The sequence below is a fragment of the Streptomyces sp. YJ-C3 genome, assembly GCF_053891275.1.
In genome coordinates, this window is sequence record NZ_CM132685.1 from 6,630,066 (window position 1) to 6,652,367 (window position 22,302).

Sequence of the window (22,302 nt, forward strand, 5' to 3'; positions counted from 1 at the left end):
TTTCCCCGCCCGTTGTCATGCCTCTGCCCTTGCTGACGCGTCCGGCGGGCCCCCGCTATGCCACCCCGGCGAAAAAATCTTCTCCCGACGACAGAGCGGCCCGCGCCGGGACACCCCGGCGCGGGCCGCTCGCGCCTGCTGCTGACGTGCGGTGGATCAGTTGTGGCTGTGGAGCACCTCGTTGAGGCCGCCCCACACCGCGTTGTTCGGGCGGGCCTCGACGGTGCCGGTCACCGAGTTGCGGCGGAAGAGGATGTTCGAGGCGCCGGACAGCTCGCGGGCCTTGACGACCTGGCCGTCGGGCATCGTGACGCGCGTGCCCGCGGTGACGTAGAGGCCGGCCTCGACCACGCACTCGTCGCCGAGCGCGATGCCGACGCCCGCCTCGGCGCCGACGAGGCAGCGCTCGCCGATGACGATGCGGACGTTGCCGCCGCCGGACAGGGTGCCCATGGTGGAGGCGCCGCCGCCGATGTCCGAGCCGTCGCCGACGACGACGCCGGCGGAGATGCGGCCCTCGACCATCGACGTGCCGAGCGTGCCGGCGTTGAAGTTCACGAAGCCCTCGTGCATGACCGTGGTGCCCTCGGCGAGGTGCGCGCCGAGGCGGACGCGGTCGGCGTCGGCGATGCGGACGCCCTTGGGGGCGACGTAGTCGGTCATGCGCGGGAACTTGTCGATCGAGGTGACCTGGAGGTGCAGTCCCTCGGCTCGGGCGTTCAGGCGGACCTTCTCGACGTCGTCGACGGCGACCGGGCCGAGCGAGGTCCAGGCGACGTTGGCGAGGAAGCCGAACTGGCCGTCCAGGTTCACGCCGTGCGGCTTGACCAGGCGGTGGCTGAGCAGGTGCAGACGCAGGTACACGTCGTGCGCGTCCAGCGGCTTGTCGTCGAGCGAGGCGATGACCGTGCGCACGGCCACGATCTCGACGCCGCGGCGGGCGTCCGGGCCGATCGCCTTGGCGGCACCCTCGCCGAGCAGCTCGACGGCCTGGTCGGCGGAGAGCTTCTCGGACCCGGCCGGGCCGGGCTCGGCGACGAGCTCGGGCGCGGGGAACCAGGTGTCGAGAACGGTGCCGTCGGCGGTGACGGTGGCGAGGCCGGCGGCGACGGCGCCGGTGGAGCGGGAAGCAAGGGTCGTGTCGGTCATGGGGGCCAACTTAATCGGCGGGCCCCTGTTCGAGCGAACCAGCGGGGGTGGCGTCTCAGGTGCCGGGCGCCGCCCCCGCCGCCGCACGTCAGGGGTGGTCCCCCTGGTGGTCGACGACCCCGCTGGCCAGGAGCGCGTTCTGGAACATGATGTCTCCGGCCTGCCACGGCCGGTCGGGCCGGTCGGGGGTGTCGTCGGCACCCAGGAAGTCGAACGACTCCTTGTGGTCCTTGACGATCAGCCACCGGGTCCGCCCCAGGACCTCACGCGGCTGGGATCAGCCGCGCCAGCATCTCCCGTGTGTAGTCCGCGTCGTACTCCCCGCCCGTGAGCAGCACCTGAAGCGAGATCCCGTCCATCAGCGCGACCAGGGCCCGCGCGGTGACGGGGTCGGTGCGCTCGGCGAGGACCTCGGACAGTTCCTGGCACCATGCGGCGGCGACCGGCCGCAGCGCGGGGCGGCGCAGCGCGGCGAGGTACAGCTCGTACTCCAGCTCCACGCCGACCCGGTCCCCGGCGAGCCACTCGCCGAGCACTCCGGCCAGCTCGTCGGCGAGGTCGACGCCCGGGTCGCGGAAGGCGCCGTGCGCGGCGACGACCTTCGCGAACCCCTCGTTGGCCTGCCGCAGCGCGGCCACCAGCAGTTCGTCGAGCGTGGTGAAGTGGTACGTCGTCGAGCCCAGCGGGACATCGGCCTCGGCGGCGGCGGTGCGGTGGCTGAGCCCCGCGATCCCCTTCTCCCCCACCACCCGGATCGCGGCGTCGATGATCCGCTGGCGCCGCTCGGGGTCGTAGCGGCGCGGCATCAGTGCGCCCCGCCGAGGTTCAGGAGCACGACGCCGCCGATGACGAGCACGATGCCGCCGACCTTGGCGAGGGTCAGCCCCTCCCCGAGGAAGATCATGCCGATCGCGGCGATGACGGCCGTGCCGGTGCCCGCCCAGATCGCGTACGCGGTGCCGATCTGCACGGTCTTCAGCGTCTGGGCGAGCAGCGCGAACGCGATCACGTACCCGGCGACGGTGATCAGCGAGGGCCAGAGCCTGCTGAACCCCTCGCTGTACTTCATGGCCGTGGTGGCCCCCACTTCGGCGGCGATGGCGCCGGCGAGCAGTACGTATCCCATGTGTACGAGTGTACGCATCGTTGCGTACGCTCGTACACAACGCGCCCGGGCTCGCCCTGACTCAGTCCAGCAGGGTCTTCTTCGGCCGCAGCACGCAGAACTCGTTGCCCTCCGGGTCCGCGAGGACGACCCAGGTCACGTCGTCGCCCTGCCCCACGTCGGCCCGGCGCGCGCCGAGCGCGATGATCCGCTCGACCTCGGCGTCCCGGTCGTCCGGGGAGAGGTCGATGTGCAACCGGTTCTGGCCGCTCTTGCGCTCGGGCACCGTGACGAAGCACATCCCGGGCAGCGCGGCGGCGTCGCGCCCGATCACGACCTCGTCGTCGTCCTCGTAGAGCACCTGCCAGTCGAGGACCTGGCACCAGAAGCGGGCGAGGGCGGCGGCGTCGCGGGAGTTGACGGTGACTTGGTACAGGGAGACGGTCATGTCCGCCAGTCTCACCCGTCAGGTCGCCTGCCGCAGGTCGCCCACGGGGCCGCGCTCCCGCGGCCGCATCGTCCGGTCGACCATCCCGCGCTTCAGGCACGCGGCCCGGCGCAGCGCGGCCACCTGCCGGTAGCGGGCGAGTTCCGCCGGGGTCGGGCCGCACGACGCCGGCCGGTTCGTAGCCGCGCGAGGCGAGCCACTCCCCCAACACCGCCTCGTGCAAGTGGATCTGATGCAGCGTCAATCACTGACCGACCGCTCCACGCCGCCCGCGTCCAGACCCAGCCCGTGGAGACACCCCACGACGAAGACGGGCCGTACGGGATCACAGACACGCACCCGGCCGGGCTCGCGCTCACCACTGAGGCACCCTGGGGGACGTCTGGGAATCCCGTACGAATCCGTGGACGGCGCCCTGCGGCACCGCCCGTGGCCCGCGCTACGACACCGTGAACCAGGCCGCCCGCGCCTTCTTCCACTCGTCGTGGTCGAGGTCCTTGGCCTCGGTGCCGTCGCCGTACAGGTCGGCGGAGCCGTTGTCGGTGATCAGCTGCGCGCGCTGCCCGGACTGCGACAGGTCCGGCACGGAGACGACCGACTCCCAGCCGCCCGGGTCGCTCGTCGGCAGGTCGGCGCGCTTGACGGGCGCGTGTCCCGCGACGCCGTCCCACTGGTAGAGGGCGTAGGGGTCGGAGTTGTCGTCGGCGGCCCAGCTGCCGGCCAGGACCAGGTACTGGTTCGCGGAGTTCTTGCGGATGTCGCGCACGGCGAGCCCGCCCAGGTCGAGCTCGATGGGCGTGCCGAACACCGGGGCCGCCCCGCTCGCCACCACCTTGTCGAAGTTGGTGACGGGCACGATCAGTCCCTTGCCTCCGTCCTTCGGCGGCACGAGGGGCGCGCGGAAACCGAGGTACGCGGTCGTGGTCGACCCGGGCGCGAACTCGAGCCCCTCGACGTTGAACCCGTCGATCTGCTTGGGCACCTGCCCGTCCTCGGTCCCGGCGGCGAACCCGTACCGGTCCCCGTTCGCCTCGTCCCACGCCACGAGCTGGTCGCGCAGCTTCTTGTAGGAGTGCGCGTACGTCAGCTGGGTGGCGGCCCCGCTGCCGCTCACCGAGGTCGTGAAGACGGTGTTGCGGTCGGCCTTGTACTCGCCGTCCTTGTTGTTGCCGAGCGAGCCGGTCCAGTAGATGAGGTCGCCGACGCGGGCGGCGCCCTCGATGTCGATCTCCTTGTCGGCGCCGACCTTGGCGGACATGTCCCAGGTCTTCACCGGGGCGCCGGAGGCCGAACCGTCGTACAGGCGCAGCACGTTGGACTCGTCGTCCGCGACGACGACATAGCCGCCGCCCACCTCGACGGCGGCGGACGCGTCGCTGGAGCCCGTGAAGTACCGGGTGCCGGACGGGTTCTGTACGGACCCGGAGGCCGCGTAGTGCAGCTTGGTCGTCGCCGTGGCGCCGCCGGTGCCGGTCACCTTCAGCGTCAGGTCGGTGTAGCCCTGGCCGCGCGCGGCGACGGAGACGGTGCGGGTCGCGCCGGTCCCGCTGACGGTCACGTCGCCGGTCTGCGCGACGGACGTCTTGCTGCTGGCCGACGCGGTGACGGTGAGGGCGGAGGCGTCGGCCCCGCTCTGCGCGACGCTCACGGTGACCGTCGGGTCGCCGACGCCGCCGACGGCGCCGCTCAGGTAGGCGGCCGACAGCTTGATCGTCGGGGTGGCCGAACTGGCCGCGCCCGCCGGGAAGTTGCCGCTGACGACAGCCAGCGTGAGCAGACCGCCGGCGGCGGCGACGGCCGTGCGGCGCGAGCGCGGAGAATGGTGCGGCACTGGGAGCCCTTCGTCGACGTGATGTCGACGGGAAGGTTCCGCTCCGCACACCAACACCACGTATCGATCATGCGTACGGGAGTCGAACTCCGCGGGTCCAGGACGCCGAACGGCCCCGGCGGAATACCCGCCGGGGCCGCTCCATCAGCACAGGTCAGACGTTGAAGCCGAGCGCCCGCAGCTGCTCGCGCCCCTCGTCCGTGATCTTGTCCGGGCCCCACGGCGGCATCCAGACCCAGTTGATCCGCAGCTCGTTGACGATGCCGTCGGTGGCGGACTTGGCCTGGTCCTCGATGACGTCGGTCAGCGGGCAGGCCGCGGACGTCAGCGTCATGTCGATCGTCGCGATGTTCGCGTCGTCGATGTGGATGCCGTAGATGAGACCGAGGTTCACGACGTCGATGCCCAGCTCGGGGTCGACGACGTCGTACAGCGCCTCGCGGACCTCCTCCTCGGAGGCCGGCTTCATCTCCACTGCCGTGTTGTCGCTCATGCGGTCTTCGCCTCCTCCGCGAAGGCCTGGGCCGTCGCGTCCTTCCACGCCATCCAGCTCAGGAGGGCGCACTTCACTCGCGCCGGATACTTGGAGACCCCGGCGAACGCGACCGCGTCCTCCAGGAGCTCCTCCATCGAGTCGTCCGGCTCGATCTGCCCCTTGGACTGCATCAGCTCCAGGAAGGTCTCCTGGATCCGCCGCGCGTCCGACAGCTCCTTGCCGACGAGCAGGTCGTTCAGCACGGAGGCCGAGGCCTGGCTGATGGAGCAGCCCTGGCCCTCGTAGCTGACGTCCTCGATCTTCTCGCCGTCGTACTTCACGCGCAGCGTGATCTCGTCGCCGCACGTCGGGTTGACGTGGTGCACCTCGGCGTCGCCGTCCCGCAGACCGCGCCCGTGCGGATGCTTGTAGTGGTCCAGGATGACTTCCTGGTACATGGAATCCAGCTTCACAGTCCCAGCCCTCTACCCGAAGAAGTTCCGTACGTGCTCCAGGCCGTCGACCAGCGCGTCGATCTCGCCGGGCGTGGAGTACAGATAGAACGACGCTCGCGTGGTCGCAGGAATTCCGTACCGCAGGCAGACGGGCCGCGCGCAGTGGTGGCCGACCCGGACCGCGATGCCCTGCTCGTCGAGGACCTGGCCCACGTCGTGCGGGTGGATGTCGCCGAGCGTGAAGGAGATCGCGGCGCCCCGGTCCTCGGCCGTGGCCGGGCCGATGATCTTCAGGTCCGGGACTTCCTGGAGCCGCTTCACCGCGTACTCGGTGAGCACCTGCTCGTGCCGGTGGACGTTCTCCATGCCGATCGCGTTCAGGTAGTCGATCGCCGCCCCGAGGCCGATGGCCTGCGAGATCGGCGGCGTACCCGCCTCGAACTTGTGCGGCGCGGGAGCGTAGGTGGAGGAGTGCATCGAGACGGTCTCGATCATCTCGCCACCGCCGAGGAACGGCGGGAGGTCCTCCAGGAGCTCCTGCCGGCCCCACAGGACGCCGATGCCGGTCGGGCCGCACATCTTGTGGCCGGTGAAGGCCACGAAGTCGGCCTGCAGCGCCTGCACGTCGAGCGGCATGTGCGGGGCGGCCTGGGAGGCGTCGATCAGGACCAGGGCGCCGACCTCCTGGGCGCGGCGCACGATGGCCTCGACCGGGTTGTGGGTGCCCAGGATGTTCGACACCAGCACGAAGGAGACGATCTTCGTCTTCTCGGTGATGATCTCGTCGATGTTGCTCAGGTCGAGGCGGCCGTCGTCGGTCAGGCCGAACCACTTCAGCTTCGCGCCGGTGCGCTGCGACAGCAGCTGCCACGGAACGATGTTGGAGTGGTGCTCCATCTCCGTGATGACGATCTCGGTCTCGTGATCGACCTTGTACGGCTCGTCGGCCCAGCCCAGCATGTTGGCGACGAGGTTGAGCGACTCCGAGGCGTTCTTCGTGAAGATGACCTCGTCGCGGCTCGGCGCGTTGATGAACGCGGCGACCTTGTCGCGCGCGCCCTCGTACAGCGCCGTGGCCTCCTCGGCCAGCACGTGCACGCCGCGGTGGACGTTGGCGTTGTGCTGCTCGTAGTACTCACTGAGCACGTCGAGGACCTGGCGCGGCGTCTGCGAGGTCGCCGCGTTGTCCAGGTACACGAGCTTCTTGCCGTCGTGGAGCACCCGGTCGAGGATCGGGAAGTCCTTGCGGATCGCCTCGGTGTCGAGGAGGCCCGGCAGCTGTGTCACGCGGATGCGCCACCCTTCACGTACTTGTCGTAGCCCTCGGCCTCGAGCTGGTCGGCGAGCTCGGCGCCGCCGGACTCGACGATGCGGCCGCCCGCGAAGACGTGCACGTGGTCGGGCTTGATGTAGCGCAGGATGCGCGTGTAGTGGGTCACCAGGAGGGTGCCGACCTCGCCGTTCTCACGGACGCGGTTGATGCCCTCGGAGACAATGCGCAGCGCGTCGACGTCCAGGCCGGAGTCGGTCTCGTCGAGGATCGCGATCTTCGGCTTGAGGAGCTCCAGCTGGAGGATCTCGTGGCGCTTCTTCTCACCGCCGGAGAAGCCCTCGTTCACGTTGCGCTCGGCGAAGGACGGGTCCATGGAGAGCTTCTCCATGGCCTCCTTGACCTCCTTCACCCAGGTGCGCAGCTTGGGGGCCTCGCCGCGCACGGCCGTGGCCGAGGTGCGCAGGAAGTTCGACACGGAGACGCCGGGGACCTCGACCGGGTACTGCATGGCGAGGAAGAGGCCGGCGCGGGCGCGCTCGTCGACGGACATCTCCAGGACGTCCTCGCCGTCGAGCGTGACGGTGCCGGAGGTGATCGTGTACTTCGGGTGACCCGCGAGGGAGTAGGCGAGGGTCGACTTGCCGGAGCCGTTCGGGCCCATGATGGCGTGCGTCTCGCCCTGCTTCACGGTGAGGTCGACGCCCTTGAGGATCTCCTTCGTGGCGTTGTCGGCCTCGACGGTGACGTGCAGGTCTCGGATTTCAAGCGTTGCCATGGGTGCCTCAGGACTCCTGGGTGAGGGAGACGAGCACGTCGTCCCCTTCGATCTTTACGGGGTATACGGGGACGGGGCGCGTCGCGGGAAGGCCGGACGGCTTGCCGGTGCGGAGGTCGAACGCGGAGCCGTGCAGCCAGCACTCGATCTGGCAGTCCTCCACCTCGCCCTCGGAGAGCGAGACGTTCGCGTGCGAGCAGATGTCGTTGATCGCGAACACCTCCCCCTCGGTGCGGACGACCGAGACCGGCGTGCCGTCGAGTTCCACCCGCTTCGGGGTGTCCTCCTCCAGCTCGCCAAGGCCGCAGGCGCGTACGAAGGCCATCAGACCGTGGCCTCCAGCTCGGTCTCGATCCGGCCGATCAGGCGCTCCTCGATGTCCGGGACACCGATCTGCTGGACGAGCTCGGCGAAGAAGCCGCGCACGACGAGGCGGCGGGCCTCGTCCGCGGGGATGCCGCGGGCCATCAGGTAGAAGAGCTGCTCGTCGTCGAAGCGGCCGGTCGCGGAGGCGTGACCGGCGCCGACGATCTCGCCGGTCTCGATCTCCAGGTTCGGCACGGAGTCGACGCGCGCACCGTCGGTGAGCACGAGATTCCGGTTCATCTCGTAGGTGTCGGTGCCTTCGGCGGCGGCCTCGATGAGGACGTCGCCGATCCACACGGCGTGCGCGTCGTCGCCCTGGAGCGCGCCCTTGTAGACGACGTTCGACTTGCAGTGCGGGGCGGTGTGGTCGACCAGGAGGCGGTGCTCCTGGTGCTGGCCCGCGTCGGTGAAGTAGAGGCCGAACAGCTCGGCCTCGCCGCCGGTGGCCGCGTACTGCACGCGCGGGTGCAGGCGGACGACGTCACCGCCGAAGGTGACGACGACGGACTTGAAGGAGGCGTCGCGGCCGACGAGCGCGTTGTGCTGCGCCACGTGGACGGCCTTGTCGTCCCAGTCCTGCACCGACACGACGGTCAGCTTCGCGCCGTCGCCGAGCAGGTAGTCGACGTTGGCGGCGAGCACCGCGTCACCGGTGTGGTCGATGACGACGACGGCCTCGGCGAAGGCGCCCAGCTCGATGACCTGGTGGCCGTAGGCGACGCCGCCCTCGCCGTGCACGGCGATCCGGATCGGCTCGGTCAGCTGCGTCTCCTTGGGCACGGAGACGACGGACGCCTTCTCGAACGCCGAGTACGCCTGGGCGGCGACGCGGTCGACGGGCTTGCCCGCCTTGCCGATGCGGGCGTCGTCCCGGCCGACGGTCTCGACGGTGACGCCGGCCGGCGCCTCCACGTCGACCTTGACGCCGGTGCCGGTGGCGACGGCGGTGCCGTCGTGCAGGCCGCGCAGCCGCTCCAGCGGCGTGAACCGCCACTCCTCCTCGCGGCCGTGCGGGACCGGGAAGTCCTGCACGTCGAAGGACGGGGGCGCGCTCATGCGCGTGGCGACGGTCGACTCTGCGGCCACCGCGATGGTTCCGGCAGTGGTCGAACCGGCCGGGATGTTCTGAGCCTCAGCCATGGCTGTCGTAGCGCTCGCTTTCTTACGTAAGTGGCTTGATGGAGAAGGCGGTAGGGGTTAACCCACCGAGCCTTCCATCTGCAGCTCGATCAGCCGGTTGAGCTCGAGCGCGTACTCCATGGGCAGCTCCTTGGCGATCGGCTCGACGAAGCCGCGCACGATCATCGCCATGGCCTCGAACTCGGAGAGTCCGCGGCTCATCAGGTAGAAGAGCTGGTCCTCGGAGACCTTGGAGACGGTCGCCTCGTGGCCCATGGACACGTCGTCCTCGCGGACGTCGACGTACGGGTACGTGTCGGAGCGCGAGATGGTGTCGACGAGCAGCGCGTCGCACAGCACGTTCGACTTCGATCCGGCGGCGCCCTCGCCGATCTCGACGAGACCGCGGTAGGAGGTGCGGCCACCGCCGCGCGCCACGGACTTCGAGACGATGTTGGAGGACGTGTTCGGCGCCATGTGGACCATCTTGGAACCGGCGTCCTGGTGCTGGCCCTCGCCCGCGAAGGCGATGGACAGCGTCTCGCCCTTGGCGTGCTCGCCCATCAGGTAGACGGCCGGGTACTTCATGGTGACCTTGGAGCCGATGTTGCCGTCGATCCACTCCATGGTCGCGCCCTCGTACGCCACGGCGCGCTTGGTGACCAGGTTGTAGACGTTGTTCGACCAGTTCTGGATGGTCGTGTAGCGGCAGCGGGCGCCCTTCTTCACGATGATCTCGACCACCGCGGAGTGCAGGGAGTCCGACTTGTAGATCGGCGCGGTGCAGCCCTCGACGTAGTGGACGTAGGCGTCCTCGTCGACGATGATCAGCGTCCGCTCGAACTGGCCCATGTTCTCCGTGTTGATACGGAAGTAGGCCTGGAGCGGGATCTCGACGTGCACGCCCTTCGGCACGTAGATGAAGGAGCCGCCCGACCACACGGCGGTGTTCAGCGCGGCGAACTTGTTGTCGCCGGCCGGGATGACGGTCCCGAAGTACTCCTTGAAGAGCTCCGGGTGCTCCTTCAGGGCGGTGTCGGTGTCGAGGAAGATGACGCCCTGCTCCTCCAGGTCCTCGCGGATCTGGTGGTAGACGACCTCGGACTCGTACTGGGCCGCGACACCGGCGACGAGGCGCTGCTTCTCCGCCTCGGGGATGCCGAGCTTGTCGTACGTGTTCTTGATGTCCTCGGGCAGGTCCTCCCAGGACTCCGCCTGCTTCTCCGTGGAGCGCACGAAGTACTTGATGTTGTCGAAGTCGATGCCCGACAGGTCCGAGCCCCAGTTCGGCATGGGCTTCTTGCCGAAGAGCTTCAGGCCCTTGAGGCGGAGCTTGGTCATCCACTCCGGCTCGGACTTCTTGTCCGAGATGTCCTTGACGACGTCCTCGTTGATGCCGCGCTTGGCAGAGGCACCGGCCGCGTCGGAGTCTGCCCAGCCGTATTCGTACTTGCCCAGGCCCTCGAGCTCAGGGTGGGCAGTCTCCTCGATGGGGAGAGTCATGCGGGGTTCCTCCCGGCGGTGCTTGCAGATGCGTTGGTGATGGTCTTGGGGGTGTTCTTGGCGCCCTTGGGGATGAACGTCGTACAGACGCCGTCACCGTGGGCGATGGTGGCCAGCCGCTGCACGTGCGTGCCGAGGAGCTGCGAGAACATCTCCGTCTCGGCCTCGCACAGCTGCGGGAACTGCTCGGCGACGTGCGCGACCGGGCAGTGGTGCTGGCAGAGCTGCTCGCCCTGTTGCGGGAGGGGCGCGCTGCGCGCCGTAGCAGCGTACCCGTCCGCGCTCAGGGCCTTGGCCAGCGCTGCGGTCCGTCCGCCGGGCGGTGCCCCTTCCACCGCCTCGCGGTACGCCACGGCCTGCGCGGCGATCCGGGCCCGGGCGAAGGCGACGACTGCCTCGTCCCCGCCGGCCTGCTCCTGGATCCAGCGGAGCGCGTCCGCGGCGAGCTTGTCGTAGGACTGGTCGAAGGCGTCGCGGCCGCAGTCGGTGAGCGCGAACACCTTGGCGGGCCGGCCGCGCGTACGCGCCCCGTAGACCCGCTGTTCCCGTGCCTCCACGACGTCATCGGCTACGAGGGCGTCGAGGTGGCGGCGGACGGCGGCCTGGGTGAGGCCGAGGCGTCCGGCGAGATCGGCGACGGTGGACGGGCCGTGGTCCAGGATGGAGCGCGCGACCCGGTTGCGCGTCGATCGCTCCCCGGTCGCGAGCTCCTCGTGAGGGGCCCCCGTGGGTGCCTCCTGAGCCTCGCCGACGTTTTTCACAACGCCATTGTTGCGTAATTCCTCAGAGCCTGACAAGCGGGCTGGTGATCGCGCGGCGGTGCCGTGCATCACTTAGGTAGACCTAAGTAGATACGTGGCGTGACCTGCGGAAACGATCTTTGATCGATCAGAGTCGGGCGGCTCCGGCGCGTAAATGCGTGGCGCCGCAGCGGCCCCGCCGGGACACTGCCGACCATGCCCGCACCCCTCCCCACCGGCCCGCTCGTCACCCGGGCCTCGCTCGCGTGCGACCTTCGCGCGCTCGGTGTCGAGGCCGGCGAGATCCTGCTCGTGCACTCCTCCCTCAGCAGCCTCGGCTGGGTCAACGGCGGGCAGGCAGCCGTCGTCCAGGCCCTCCTCGACGCACTCGGCGACGACGGCACGCTGGTCGTGCCCGCGCACTCCGGCGACCTCACCGATCCGGCGCTCTGGAGCGACCCGCCGGTGCCGGCGGACTGGTGGGAGACGGTCCGGGCGACCATGCCCGGTTACGACCCGCGGACCACGCCCAGCCGCTCCGTCGGCGTGATCCCCGAGGCCGTACGCAGCTGGCCGGGCGCCCTGCGCAGCGCGCACCCCCAGACGTCGTTCGCCGCGCTCGGCCCGCGCGCCGCGGAGATCGTCGAGGGGCACGCGCCGGACTGCCGGCTCGGCGAGCGCAGTCCGCTGGCCCGTCTGGAGGAACGGGGCGCACGCGTGCTGATGCTCGGCGCGGGATACGGGGCGTGCACGGGCTTCCATCTGGCCGAGTACCGCGTCCCGCACCGCACGGAGGACGCCGGCCGACCGGGTCCCGCCGGCTGGGAGCACGTCGGCGAGGTGGCGATCAGCGCGGACCGCTTCGACGAGCTCGGCGCGGCCTTCGAACGGGACGTGCCGGTCGTGACCGGCCGGGTCGGTGCGGCGCAGACGCGTCTGTTCCCGCTGGCGGACGCGGTGGCCTACGCACAGAAGTGGCTCCCCGCGCACCGCCCGCCGCGGCCCTAGAGGCGACGGCCCCGGGGCCCAGGGCCTGTCCGGCGGATCGTGTCGCGGGCCCTAGAGATCCTCCTCGCGCTCGGGCCGCCCCATGAACCAGTACGAGCCCGCGACCAGCAGCCCGCCGCCCACGATGTTGCCCGGCACGGTGAACGCCAGGTTCCGCAGCAGATCGCCGAACCCCGCGCTCCCGTCCAGGATCGCCAGGCTGAACAGGGCCATGTTCGCCACGCAGTGCTCGAACCCGACGGCCACGAACACGAACACCGGGATCCACAGCACGAAGATCTTCGCCCCGTCGCCCTTGGCCCGGTAGAACATCCAGATCGCGAGGCACACGAGGAGATTGCACAGCACGGCCCGCCAGAACAGCTGGCCCCCGGCCAGGGCCTCCTTGCCGTGGACCATCTCCGCGAGCATGGCGCGGGCCGGCGTACCGGAGGCGACCCCGGACGCGTGCACCATCGCGCCGAACAGGAACGCTCCCACGCCGTTGCCCGCCAGCGACAGCGCCCAGCTGCCCGCCAGGTCCTTCGCCCCCGTCCGTCCGGTGAGCGCGCCGATGAGCATCACCATCACGTTGCTGGTGAACAGCTGCGCCCCGGCGAACATCACGATCGTCAAGGCGATCGGGAAGACCAGCCCCTCCAGCAGCCTGGTCGCCGCGGAACCCGCCTGGACGAACGGGGACACCGCGACGAGCAGCAGCACTTCGCCGACCCCGATGTACGCGCCCGCGAGCACGGCCGAGACGAAGTAGCGCGGTGTCCGTCGCAGATCGTGCGCCTTGTGGGCGGCCTGCTCGGACGTCTCCTCCACGTTCTGCGCGATGCTGGTCACATATCGACGCTAGGTCCGCCCCGGTCCGGTGCTGACCGGAAAAGGTCACCTGCGCCGGGACCTGCCGCCCCGCCCGCCCGGGACCTGCGACCCGTCCCTAGACTTGCCCACCATGCGAAGCGAGCCCGTCGTCCACCTCACCGCACTGGTGAAGCGGTACGGAAACAAGACCGCGGTCGACGGTCTCGACCTCACGGCAGCCCCCGGCATCACGGCGGTCCTCGGCCCCAACGGCGCGGGCAAGACCACCACGATCGAGACCTGCGAGGGCTACCGGCGGGCGGACTCGGGCACCGTCCGCGTCCTCGGCCTCGACCCGGTCGGGCAGGCCTCGGCGCTGCGCCCCCGCATCGGCGTGATGCTGCAGTCCGGCGGCGTCTACTCGGGCGCCCGCGCCGACGAGATGCTGCGCCACATCGCGAAGCTGCACGCCCACCCGCTCGATGTGGACGCCCTCATCGAGCGCCTGGGGCTCGGCAGTTGCGGCCGCACGACGTACCGCCGGCTGTCCGGCGGTCAGCAGCAGCGCCTCGCCCTCGCGATGGCCGTGGTCGGCCGCCCCGAGCTGGTCTTCCTCGACGAGCCGACGGCGGGTCTCGACCCGCAGGCCCGCCGCGCCACCTGGGACCTGGTCAGGGACCTGCGCGCCGACGGCGTCTCGGTCATCCTCACCACGCACCACATGGACGAGGCCGAGCAGCTCGCCGACGACGTGGCGATCGTCGACGCCGGCAAGGTCATCGCGCAGGGCTCCCCGGAGCAGCTGTGCCGCGGCGGCGCCGAGAACACCCTGCGCTTCACGGGCCGCCCCGGTCTGGACGTGGCCTCGCTCCTCAAGGCCCTGCCCGCCGACTCCGCGGCCGCCGAACTGACCCCCGGCTCCTACCGCGTGGCCGGCAAGGTCGACCCGCAGCTCCTGGCGACGGTCACTTCCTGGTGCGCCCAGCACGGCGTGATGCCGGACAAGATCTCCGTCGAGCGGCACACCCTCGAAGACGTCTTCCTCGAACTGACCGGCAAGGAGCTGCGCGGATGAGCGCCGGTACGTACACCCCCCGCCCCGGAGCGGCACCGCTGCCCCGCATGATCGCCACGCAGGCCGCGCTCGAGACGAAGATGCTGCTCCGCAACGGCGAGCAGCTCCTTCTCACCGTCGTCATCCCCACCCTCCTGCTGGTCCTGTTCTCGTCCGTCGACATCGTCGACACGGGCTCCGGCAAGGCCGTCGACTTCCTGGCCCCCGGGATCCTGGCGCTCGCCGTGATGTCGACGGCGTTCACCGGCCAGGCGATCGCGACGGGCTTCGAGCGCCGCTACGGCGTCCTCAAGCGGCTCGGCGCCTCACCGCTGCCCCGCTGGGGGCTGATGGCGGCCAAGACCCTCTCGGTCCTGGTCACCGAGATCCTCCAGGTCGTTCTCCTCACGGTCATCGCGTTCGCCCTGGGCTGGTCCCCACACGGCAATCCCTTCGCCGTGCTGCTGCTCCTGGTCCTCGGCACCGCCGCCTTCTCCGGTCTCGGCCTGCTCATGGCCGGCACGCTCAAGGCGGAGGCGACGCTCGCCGCGGCCAACCTGGTCTTCCTGCTCCTGCTGGTCGGCGGCGGCGTCATCGTGCCCCTCGACAAGTTCCCCGAAGCAGCCCGGTCGGTGCTCGGTCTGCTGCCCATCTCGGCGCTCTCCGACGGCCTGCGCGACGTCCTCCAGCACGGCGCCCCGATGCCCTGGGGCGACCTGGGCATCCTCGGTGTCTGGGCGGTCCTGGGGCTCGGCGCGGCGGGCCGTTTCTTCCGCTGGGAGTGACCGGCAGGGCGTAACGGGCGTCACAGATGGCCCACTTACGTCCCCCTCGTGAAGGCGTGCACAAGCGGCCCCCTACGATGGGACCCGTGCCAAACGTGACCCGCGCCGACGCCGTCCAGGCGATCCGCAGCCCGCTCGCCTTCATCGCCGAGCGCTGGACCCCCACGCAGCGGACCGTCCAGCGCGCGGCGCTGTCCGCCGTCGTCATGACGGTGGTGATCGTCGTGACCGGCGGCGCGGTGCGCCTGACCGGGTCGGGCCTCGGCTGCCCGACCTGGCCCAAGTGCACCGACCAGTCGCTGACCGCGACGAGCGAGATGGGCTTCCACGGAGCCATCGAGTTCGGCAATCGCATGCTCACGTACGTGCTGTGCGCCGCGGTCGGCTGGGCGATCATCGCCGCCCGCTCGCAGAAGCCGTGGCGGCGCTCGCTGACCCGGCTCGGCTGGACCCAGTTCTGGGTCGTCATGGGCAACGCGGTGCTCGGCGGCATCGTCGTGCTGGTCGGTCTCAACCCGTACACGGTCGCGGCCCACTTCATCCTGACCACCGCCCTCCTCACGGTCGCCGTGCTCATGTGGCAGCGCACCCGCGAGGGCGACACGGAGCCGCGCCCGCTGGTCGGCAAGTCGATCAAGCAGCTCGTCTGGTTCCTGATCCTGGCGTCGGGTCTCCTCATCGCGGTCGGCACGGTGGTCACCGGTGCCGGCCCGCACGCGGGTGACTCCAGCGACGTCCACCGCATGCCGCTCGACTGGGAGACGGTCAGCAAGGTGCACGCGGTCCTGGCCTGGATCGTGGTGACGCTGACCTTCGCCCTCTGGTTCGTCCTGAAGGCCGTCGACGCCCCCAAGGGCCCGCTGCACCGCACCCGCGACCTGTTCCTGATCCTGCTCGCCCAGGGGATCATCGGGTACGTCCAGTACTTCACGGACCTGCCCGAGGTCCTGGTCGGACTGCACATGCTGGGCTCGGCACTGGTGTGGATCGGCGTCCTGCGCGTCGCCCTGTCCCTGCGCGAGCGACCGGAGACGACGGTGGGCCTCCCGGCCCAGGCCGACCCGGAACTCTCGGCCGTCTGACCCGGGCCCGGGCCGCCTCGCCCGTCGCCTCACTCCGAAGTCGGCGAGCCGCCCGCGCTCCTGACGTCGAGCCCGTAGACCCGCCGGGCCGTCCCCGCCGCGATCATCGACGCCACCCGCTGCGCGTCCCCGAGGGACCACGACCCTTCGGCGACCCAGCCCCCGAGCACCCGGCCCAGCGCCTCACGGAACAGCCGGGCGCCCACCACGTGCAGCTCCGGGATGCCGTGGGCCCCGCTGGAGAACAGCAGCTTGCCGAACGGGGTCAGTTCGAGGATCTCCGCGAGGACCGCGGCGGCCCGGGCCCCGGTGCGGGCCAGTGCCGGACCAAGGTCGGCGTAGACATGGGGGAAGATCCCGGCCAGATGGGCGGCGTGCCGGTGGTACGGATAGCCGTGCAGCAGGATCAGGTCGGTGCCGAGGCCGGCCGTGGCCCGCGCGAAGTCCGTCAGCAGCACCGGGTCCGTGCGATCGATGCGCAGGCCCGGTTCACCGAGCCCGGCGTGCAGTTGGAGCGGCCGGCCCGACGCCACGGCGATCCACAGCACATGGCGCAGCAGGACCGGATCCGTCAGGGGCCCGCCCACCGTGCGCCCGGCGAGCCAGCGCCCCGCCGCGCCGCGCACCTCGCCCGGCCCCGGCGGCTGCGGCGCGAGGGCGAGGCCGTGGCGGACGCCCGCGACCGAGGTGAAGGCCACGGCGCTCGCGGCCGCGGCGTGCACCGACTCGGCGAGGTTCGCGAGGAAGGACTCGACGGTTCCGGAGGTGTCCGCGACCTGCTCGGCCAGTAATTCGAGGCGGACGATCTCGTGCGCCGCCGCCTCCCCGGCACGGGCCATCTCGGCGGGCCCGGTCAGGTCGCCGGGCAGCCCCGTGTCCACGAGGTACGTGGTGATGCCGCTGCCGCGCAGGAGCCGTCGGCCCGCTTCCATGACCCCGAGTTCGCGGCGCCTGGCCAGATAGCGGGCGGGCGGGCAGTGGGGTTCCAGACCGAGCAGCGGCGGGCACCAGCGGCGCACCGCGAAGCCGGTCTGGGTGTCGAAGAAGGTGGTGCCGGGGGCGGGCGGCCCCTCGCCCCGGCCGAGGTGGGCCTCGAACGTGCCGAGGCCCAGTTCCGTACGCAGCACCCCGTGGCAGTACTGATCCACCAGGGACGGCGTTTCGATCATCCGGGCTCCCGTAGATGGACCGTGCTCCTACAGTCCTAACGGGTGAACGGGCGCCTGGTGTTGCTCAACCGTGAGTCGTACACCTGCGCCCATGGCCACCGGAGGCCCGGCGTCAGCCGCCGAGCTGGATGCCCGCCATGCGCTTCCACTCGTACGGGCCGGTCTCCACCTTCGCGGCGAAGTCGCCGTCGAAGTCCTCGTGGACCGTGATGCCGGCCTTCTCGACCGCCTTCTGGGCGACCTCGTAGGTGGTGGCCACCAGGTCGCCCCAGCCGCCGTCCTCGCCGACGAGGACGATGCGGGTGCCGCGCTCGCCGATGTACGCCAGCTGTCCCTCGGCGCCGCCGTGCGCCTTGGCGAACGCGCCGATCTCCTTGGCCAGCCTGGCCGCCCGGCGCTCGTCCTTCGCCGCCCGACGGGGCGCCTCAACCGCTTGAGTCTCTGCCATGAACAGGATGCTACCGACGAGTAGCCAAACAAGCGATGGGTGGGGTGCGTGGCCTGGGCCACGCACCCCACCCATCGGGGAAGCTCGGGGACAAGCCCGGAACGTCAGCGCAGGAAGGGGTCCACCGCGACCGCGACGAAGAGCAGGGAGACGTAGGTGATCGACCAGTGGAACAGCCGCATCTCCTTGAGCTTCCCGCCCGTGATCTCGGCCTTGGCGCGGTTCTGCAGACCGTGCGCCTCCCACAGCCAGGCACCGCCCGCCACCAGGGCGACGGCCGTGTAGAACCAGCCCGTGTAGCCGAGCGGCGTCAGGAGGAGCGAGACACCGACCATCAGCCAGCTGTAGACGACGATCTGCCGCGCGACCACCTTGTTCGAGGCGATGACCGGAAGCATCGGCACGCCCACGCGCGCGTAGTCGTCCTTCACCTTCATCGACAGCGGCCAGTAGTGCGGCGGCGTCCAGAAGAACATGACCATGAAGAGGATGATCGGCGCCCACGACATGGAGTCGGTGACCGACGACCAGCCGATGAGGACGGGCAGGCAGCCCGCGATGCCGCCCCACACGATGTTCTGCGACGTGCGGCGCTTCAGGATCATCGTGTAGACGACCACATAGAAGAGCAGCGCCCCCAGCGACAGCCAGGCCGACAGCCAGTTGACCGCGAAGCCGAACAGCAGCGTGGAGATCACCGCGAGGGAGATGCCGAAGACCAGGCACTCGTTCGGGCTCACCATGCCGGTGACCAGCGGCCGCTGCGACGTGCGGTCCATGAGGGCGTCGATGTCGCGGTCGTACCACATGTTCAGCGCATTGGCGCCGCCCGCGGAGAGGTAGCCGCCGAGGCAGGTGATCAGCACCAGCTTCAGGTCCGGCACACCCTGCTCGGCGAGGAACATCACCGGCACCGTGGTGATGAGCAGAAGTTCGATGATCCGCGGCTTGGTCAGCGCCACGAACGCCTTCACACGGGCCCCGAACGGCCGCTGGCCCCGGCTGCTGCTCGTGCTGCTCGTCCCGAGCGCTCCCGGTGGACGGGATTCGACGGCCGTCACGCACACCCCTGACAAAGACTCCAGCGAGCCCCCAAGCAGTCCACTTGGATGTGAAGTCCCGGTAAAGGCTCGCGCGTACCACGCCACTGTAGACGTTGCCTATACCTCGCCCTTCGCGGGGGTGGGGTCGTGTTGGGCAGCATGCCGCGAAGGACGCAACGCGGACCCGCGGCGGCTTCCCCGAACCGGTCGCGCGCTTCCTCCAGATGAGCTTTCACGTCTCCGGATGAGCCCCCAGATGAGCGGCTCCGTATTCACGTGACGAACGGCGTCGATCCCTGTCAGGAGGCGGATTCGACGGAGTCCCGGCAGTCTGGAATGACTCGAAAAAATGCACGTCTCAGGACGGGTAGGCTCGACAACGGCCGGTGAGACCGACGTCACCGGTTATCAGACATGTGGAGAGGAGCCCTGACTCAGGGTGAGCACCAAGCCGACCACCACAGACCTCGAGTGGACCGATGTGGACCAGCGGGCCGTTGACACCGCTCGCGTCCTGGCCGCCGACGCCGTACAGAAGGTCGGCAACGGCCATCCCGGTACGGCGATGAGCCTGGCCCCGGCCGCGTACACCCTCTTCCAGAAGGTGATGCGACACGACCCGGCGGACGCCGACTGGGTCGGCCGGGACCGGTTCGTCCTGTCCGCGGGCCACTCGTCCCTGACCCTCTACATCCAGCTCTACCTGGCCGGGTTCGGCCTGGAGCTGGACGACCTGAAGGCGTTCCGGACGTGGGGTTCCAAGACCCCCGGCCACCCGGAGTACGGCCACACCACCGGCGTCGAGACCACCACGGGCCCGCTGGGCCAGGGTGTCGCCAATGCCGTGGGCATGGCGATGGCCGCCCGCTACGAGCGCGGTCTGTTCGACCCGGAGGCCGCCCCGGGCACCTCCCCGTTCGACCACTTCATCTACGCGATCGCCGGTGACGGCTGCCTCCAGGAGGGCATCTCCTCCGAGGCGTCCTCGCTCGCGGGCCACCAGCAGCTCGGCAACCTGATCCTGCTGTGGGACGACAACCACATCTCGATCGAGGGCGACACCGAGACCGCGGTCTCCGAGGACACCCTCAAGCGCTACGAGGCGTACGGCTGGCACGTCCAGCGCGTGGCCCCGAAGGCGGACGGCGACCTCGACCACGAGGCGATCTACGCCGCCGTCGAGGCGGCCAAGAAGGTCACGGACAAGCCGTCCTTCATCGCGATGCGCTCGATCATCGCCTGGCCCGCCCCGAACGCGCAGAACACCGAGGCCGCGCACGGCTCGGCGCTCGGCGACGACGAGGTGGCCGCCACCAAGCGCGTGCTGGGCTTCGACCCGGAGCAGACCTTCGAGGTCTCCGACGAGGTCATCGGCCACACCCGCAAGGCCCTCGACCGCGGCGCCCAGGCCAAGGCCGAGTGGGAGAAGTCGTTCCAGGAGTGGCGCACCGCCAACCCGGAGCGCGCCGCCGAGTTCGACCGCATCAACGCGGGCGAGCTGCCGGCCGGCTGGGAGGAGAAGCTCCCGGTCTTCGAGACCGGCAAGGGCGTCGCGACGCGTGCCGCGTCCGGCAAGGTCCTGCAGGCGCTCGGCCCGGTCGTCCCCGAGCTGTGGGGCGGCTCCGCCGACCTCGCGGGCTCGAACAACACGACCATCGACAAGACGTCGTCGTTCCTTCCGGCGGGCAACCCGCTGCCGGAGGCGAACCCGTACGGCCGCACCGTCCACTTCGGTATCCGCGAGCACTCCATGGCCGCGGAGATGAACGGCATCGCGCTGCACGGCCACACGCGCATCTACGGCGGCACCTTCCTGGTGTTCTCCGACTACATGCGCAACGCCGTGCGTCTGTCGGCCCTGATGCACCTGCCGGTGACGTACGTGTGGACGCACGACTCCATCGGTCTCGGTGAGGACGGCCCGACGCACCAGCCGGTCGAGCACCTCGCCTCGCTGCGCGCGATCCCCGGCCTCAACGTCGTCCGCCCGGCGGACGCCAACGAGACCGTCATCGCCTGGCGCGAGATCCTGCGCCGCGGCAAGAAGGACTACGGCACGAGCAAGCCGCACGGTCTGGCCCTGACCCGTCAGGGTGTGCCGACCTACGAGCCCAACGAGGACACCGTCAAGGGCGGTTACGTGCTCGTCGAGGCCTCCAAGGAGACCCCGGACCTGATCCTCATCGCCACCGGCTCCGAGGTGCAGCTCGCCGTCGAGGCGCGCGAGACGCTGGAGGCCGAGGGTGTCGCCACGCGCGTCGTGTCGATGCCGTCCGTCGAGTGGTTCGAGGAGCAGGACCAGGGGTACCGGGACAGCGTCCTGCCGCCGGCCGTCAAGGCGCGGGTGGCCGTCGAGGCCGGTATCGCTCTGACGTGGCACAAGTACGTCGGGGACGCCGGCCGCATCGTCTCGCTGGAGCACTTCGGTGCTTCGGCCGACGCCAAGGTCCTCTTCCGCGAGTTCGGGTTCACGCCCGAGAACGTGGTCGCGAAGGCCCGGGAATCCCTGGCCGCGGCTCAGCGCTGACGCCCGTACACGACACGTAGGAGATGCAATTTCCATGACAGACGCACTGAAGCGCCTCTCCGAGGAGGGCGTCGCGATCTGGCTGGACGACCTGTCGCGCAAGCGGATCACGTCCGGCAACCTCGCCGAACTGATCGACCAGCAGCACGTCGTGGGCGTCACCACCAACCCGTCGATCTTCCAGAAGGCGATCTCCAGCGGTGACGGGTACGAGCAGCAGGTCGCCGACCTCGCCGCCCGCAAGGTCACCGTCGAAGAGGCCATCCGCATGATCACGACGGCGGACGTCCGGGACGCCGCCGACATCCTGCGTCCGGTCTTCGACTCGACCGGTGGCCAGGACGGCCGCGTGTCGATCGAGGTCGACCCGCGCCTGGCCCACAACACGGCGGCCACGGTCGCCGAGGCCAAGCAGCTGGCCTGGCTCGTGGACCGCCCGAACACGCTCATCAAGATCCCGGCGACGAAGGCGGGCCTGCCCGCGATCACCGAGGTCATCGGCAAGGGCATCAGCGTCAACGTCACGCTGATCTTCTCGCTGGAGCGCTACCGCGAGGTCATGGACGCCTACCTCGCCGGTCTGGAGAAGGCCAAGGCCGCCGGCCTGGACCTGTCCAAGATCCACTCGGTCGCGTCCTTCTTCGTGTCCCGTGTGGACACCGAGATCGACAAGCGGCTCGACGCCCTGGGCACGGACGAGGCCAAGGCCGCGCGCGGCAAGGCCGCCGTCGCCAACGCCCGGCTGGCGTACGAGGCGTTCGAGGAGGTCTTCTCCTCCGACCGCTGGGCCGCGCTCGACAAGGCGCAGGCCAACAAGCAGCGTCCGCTGTGGGCCTCGACCGGCGTGAAGGACCCGGCCTACAAGCCGACCCTCTACGTCGACGACCTGGTCGCCCCGGGCACGGTGAACACCATGCCGGAGGCCACCCTGGACGCCGAGGCCGAGCACGGCGCGGTCACCGGCAACACCATCGCGGGCACGTACGACCAGGCCCGCGCGGAGATCGAGGCCGTCGAGAAGCTGGGGATCTCGTACGACGAGGTCGTGCAGCTGCTCGAGGACGAGGGCGTCGAGAAGTTCGAGGCGTCCTGGAACGACCTGCTCAAGTCGACCGAGGCGGAGCTCAAGCGCCTCGCCCCCTCGGAGGGCTGAAA

24 protein-coding genes are annotated in these 22,302 nt (G+C 70.2%); 7 read left to right on the top strand and 17 right to left on the bottom strand.

Going from position 1 to position 22,302, the window contains the following annotated elements:
- Window positions 1-156: 156 nt before the first annotated feature.
- From dapD to ACVHNB_RS29820, 4 genes are all read right to left on the bottom strand, one after another.
- Entirely contained in the window at window positions 157-1,149 is a 993-nt protein-coding gene (dapD, locus tag ACVHNB_RS29805; RefSeq protein ID WP_428955439.1) for a 2,3,4,5-tetrahydropyridine-2,6-dicarboxylate N-succinyltransferase, read from the bottom strand.
- A gap of 263 nt (window positions 1,150-1,412) precedes the next feature.
- A complete protein-coding gene (locus ACVHNB_RS29810) occupies window positions 1,413-1,955 on the bottom strand; it encodes a TetR/AcrR family transcriptional regulator (RefSeq protein WP_456226287.1) in 543 nt (180 codons plus the stop codon).
- On the bottom strand, window positions 1,955-2,275 hold the full coding sequence (locus ACVHNB_RS29815; protein ID WP_428955437.1) for a DMT family transporter: 321 nt from the start codon (window positions 2,273-2,275) through the stop codon (window positions 1,955-1,957). Before ACVHNB_RS29815 ends, ACVHNB_RS29810 begins: the two co-directional genes overlap by 1 nt.
- Before the next feature lie 61 nt (window positions 2,276-2,336).
- Window positions 2,337-2,702 carry a VOC family protein gene (locus ACVHNB_RS29820; RefSeq protein WP_428955436.1) on the bottom strand — a complete coding sequence of 122 codons (366 nt, stop codon included), beginning with the start codon at window positions 2,700-2,702 and terminating at the stop codon, window positions 2,337-2,339.
- Here ACVHNB_RS29820 and ACVHNB_RS29825 point away from each other — a divergent pair.
- On the top strand, window positions 2,701-2,835 hold the full coding sequence (locus ACVHNB_RS29825) for a hypothetical protein (RefSeq protein ID WP_428955435.1): 135 nt from the start codon (window positions 2,701-2,703) through the stop codon (window positions 2,833-2,835). The genes ACVHNB_RS29820 and ACVHNB_RS29825 overlap by 2 nt on opposite strands.
- A 306-nt stretch (window positions 2,836-3,141) precedes the next feature.
- On the opposite strand, the gene ACVHNB_RS29830 is transcribed toward ACVHNB_RS29825, so the two are convergent.
- The 9 genes from ACVHNB_RS29830 to ACVHNB_RS29870 all read right to left on the bottom strand — a co-directional run bounded on the left by ACVHNB_RS29830 (window position 3,142) and on the right by ACVHNB_RS29870 (window position 11,260).
- Entirely contained in the window at window positions 3,142-4,533 is a 1,392-nt protein-coding gene (locus ACVHNB_RS29830; protein ID WP_456226288.1) for a hypothetical protein, read from the bottom strand.
- A 154-nt stretch (window positions 4,534-4,687) separates the two neighbouring features.
- Window positions 4,688-5,026 (bottom strand): metal-sulfur cluster assembly factor, encoded by a 339-nt coding sequence (locus ACVHNB_RS29835; RefSeq protein WP_161303015.1) that lies wholly within the window; start codon window positions 5,024-5,026, stop codon window positions 4,688-4,690.
- Complete coding sequence (sufU, locus tag ACVHNB_RS29840; RefSeq protein WP_428955433.1) at window positions 5,023-5,481, bottom strand: Fe-S cluster assembly sulfur transfer protein SufU; 459 nt, start codon at window positions 5,479-5,481, stop codon at window positions 5,023-5,025. The genes ACVHNB_RS29835 and sufU overlap by 4 nt, the downstream gene beginning before the upstream one ends.
- Before the next feature lie 12 nt (window positions 5,482-5,493).
- The gene (locus ACVHNB_RS29845) at window positions 5,494-6,750 is read right to left on the bottom strand and encodes a cysteine desulfurase (RefSeq protein WP_456226289.1); all 1,257 of its coding nucleotides are present in this window, start codon (window positions 6,748-6,750) and stop codon (window positions 5,494-5,496) included.
- Complete coding sequence (gene sufC / locus ACVHNB_RS29850; protein WP_428955431.1) at window positions 6,747-7,511, bottom strand: Fe-S cluster assembly ATPase SufC; 765 nt, start codon at window positions 7,509-7,511, stop codon at window positions 6,747-6,749. Before sufC ends, ACVHNB_RS29845 begins: the two co-directional genes overlap by 4 nt.
- 7 nt (window positions 7,512-7,518) lie before the next feature.
- A complete protein-coding gene (locus ACVHNB_RS29855; RefSeq protein WP_428955430.1) occupies window positions 7,519-7,836 on the bottom strand; it encodes a non-heme iron oxygenase ferredoxin subunit in 318 nt (105 codons plus the stop codon).
- A complete protein-coding gene (sufD, locus tag ACVHNB_RS29860) occupies window positions 7,836-9,017 on the bottom strand; it encodes a Fe-S cluster assembly protein SufD (RefSeq protein ID WP_428955429.1) in 1,182 nt (393 codons plus the stop codon). Before sufD ends, ACVHNB_RS29855 begins: the two co-directional genes overlap by 1 nt.
- A 57-nt stretch (window positions 9,018-9,074) precedes the next feature.
- Window positions 9,075-10,499, bottom strand: a complete 1,425-nt coding sequence (sufB, locus tag ACVHNB_RS29865) for a Fe-S cluster assembly protein SufB (protein ID WP_428955428.1) — start codon at window positions 10,497-10,499, stop codon at window positions 9,075-9,077.
- Window positions 10,496-11,260, bottom strand: a complete 765-nt coding sequence (locus tag ACVHNB_RS29870) for a helix-turn-helix transcriptional regulator (protein WP_428955427.1) — start codon at window positions 11,258-11,260, stop codon at window positions 10,496-10,498. The genes sufB and ACVHNB_RS29870 overlap by 4 nt, the downstream gene beginning before the upstream one ends.
- A gap of 195 nt (window positions 11,261-11,455) precedes the next feature.
- Here ACVHNB_RS29870 and ACVHNB_RS29875 point away from each other — a divergent pair, with 195 nt between their 5' ends.
- Window positions 11,456-12,247, top strand: a complete 792-nt coding sequence (locus tag ACVHNB_RS29875) for an aminoglycoside N(3)-acetyltransferase (protein ID WP_456226290.1) — start codon at window positions 11,456-11,458, stop codon at window positions 12,245-12,247.
- Window positions 12,248-12,298: 51 nt separating this feature from the next.
- Here ACVHNB_RS29875 and ACVHNB_RS29880 read toward each other — a convergent pair whose 3' ends face one another.
- Entirely contained in the window at window positions 12,299-13,078 is a 780-nt protein-coding gene (locus ACVHNB_RS29880; protein WP_428955425.1) for a formate/nitrite transporter family protein, read from the bottom strand.
- Window positions 13,079-13,190: 112 nt separating this feature from the next.
- Between ACVHNB_RS29880 and ACVHNB_RS29885 the strand changes: the two genes are divergently transcribed.
- From ACVHNB_RS29885 to ACVHNB_RS29895, 3 genes are all read left to right on the top strand, one after another.
- Entirely contained in the window at window positions 13,191-14,114 is a 924-nt protein-coding gene (locus ACVHNB_RS29885; protein ID WP_456226291.1) for an ABC transporter ATP-binding protein, read from the top strand.
- Window positions 14,111-14,878 (top strand): ABC transporter permease, encoded by a 768-nt coding sequence (locus ACVHNB_RS29890; protein ID WP_456226292.1) that lies wholly within the window; start codon window positions 14,111-14,113, stop codon window positions 14,876-14,878. The genes ACVHNB_RS29885 and ACVHNB_RS29890 overlap by 4 nt, the downstream gene beginning before the upstream one ends.
- Before the next feature lie 77 nt (window positions 14,879-14,955).
- Complete coding sequence (locus ACVHNB_RS29895) at window positions 14,956-15,960, top strand: COX15/CtaA family protein (protein WP_428955422.1); 1,005 nt, start codon at window positions 14,956-14,958, stop codon at window positions 15,958-15,960.
- Between the two features lie 29 nt (window positions 15,961-15,989).
- On the opposite strand, the gene ACVHNB_RS29900 is transcribed toward ACVHNB_RS29895, so the two are convergent.
- From ACVHNB_RS29900 to ACVHNB_RS29910, 3 genes are all read right to left on the bottom strand, one after another.
- Window positions 15,990-17,129 carry an amidohydrolase family protein gene (locus ACVHNB_RS29900; protein WP_456226293.1) on the bottom strand — a complete coding sequence of 380 codons (1,140 nt, stop codon included), beginning with the start codon at window positions 17,127-17,129 and terminating at the stop codon, window positions 15,990-15,992.
- A gap of 112 nt (window positions 17,130-17,241) precedes the next feature.
- On the bottom strand, window positions 17,242-17,577 hold the full coding sequence (locus ACVHNB_RS29905; RefSeq protein ID WP_428955420.1) for a hypothetical protein: 336 nt from the start codon (window positions 17,575-17,577) through the stop codon (window positions 17,242-17,244).
- A gap of 104 nt (window positions 17,578-17,681) precedes the next feature.
- Window positions 17,682-18,644 carry a heme o synthase gene (locus tag ACVHNB_RS29910; RefSeq protein WP_428955419.1) on the bottom strand — a complete coding sequence of 321 codons (963 nt, stop codon included), beginning with the start codon at window positions 18,642-18,644 and terminating at the stop codon, window positions 17,682-17,684.
- Window positions 18,645-19,059: 415 nt separating this feature from the next.
- Between ACVHNB_RS29910 and tkt the strand changes: the two genes are divergently transcribed.
- Both tkt and tal read left to right on the top strand, forming a co-directional pair.
- Window positions 19,060-21,147 carry a transketolase gene (tkt, locus tag ACVHNB_RS29915; RefSeq protein WP_456226294.1) on the top strand — a complete coding sequence of 696 codons (2,088 nt, stop codon included), beginning with the start codon at window positions 19,060-19,062 and terminating at the stop codon, window positions 21,145-21,147.
- Window positions 21,148-21,181: 34 nt separating this feature from the next.
- Window positions 21,182-22,300: a transaldolase gene (tal, locus tag ACVHNB_RS29920; protein WP_428955417.1), complete on the top strand. Its 1,119-nt coding sequence runs from the start codon at window positions 21,182-21,184 to the stop codon at window positions 22,298-22,300.
- The last annotated feature ends 2 nt before the right edge of the window (window positions 22,301-22,302 follow it).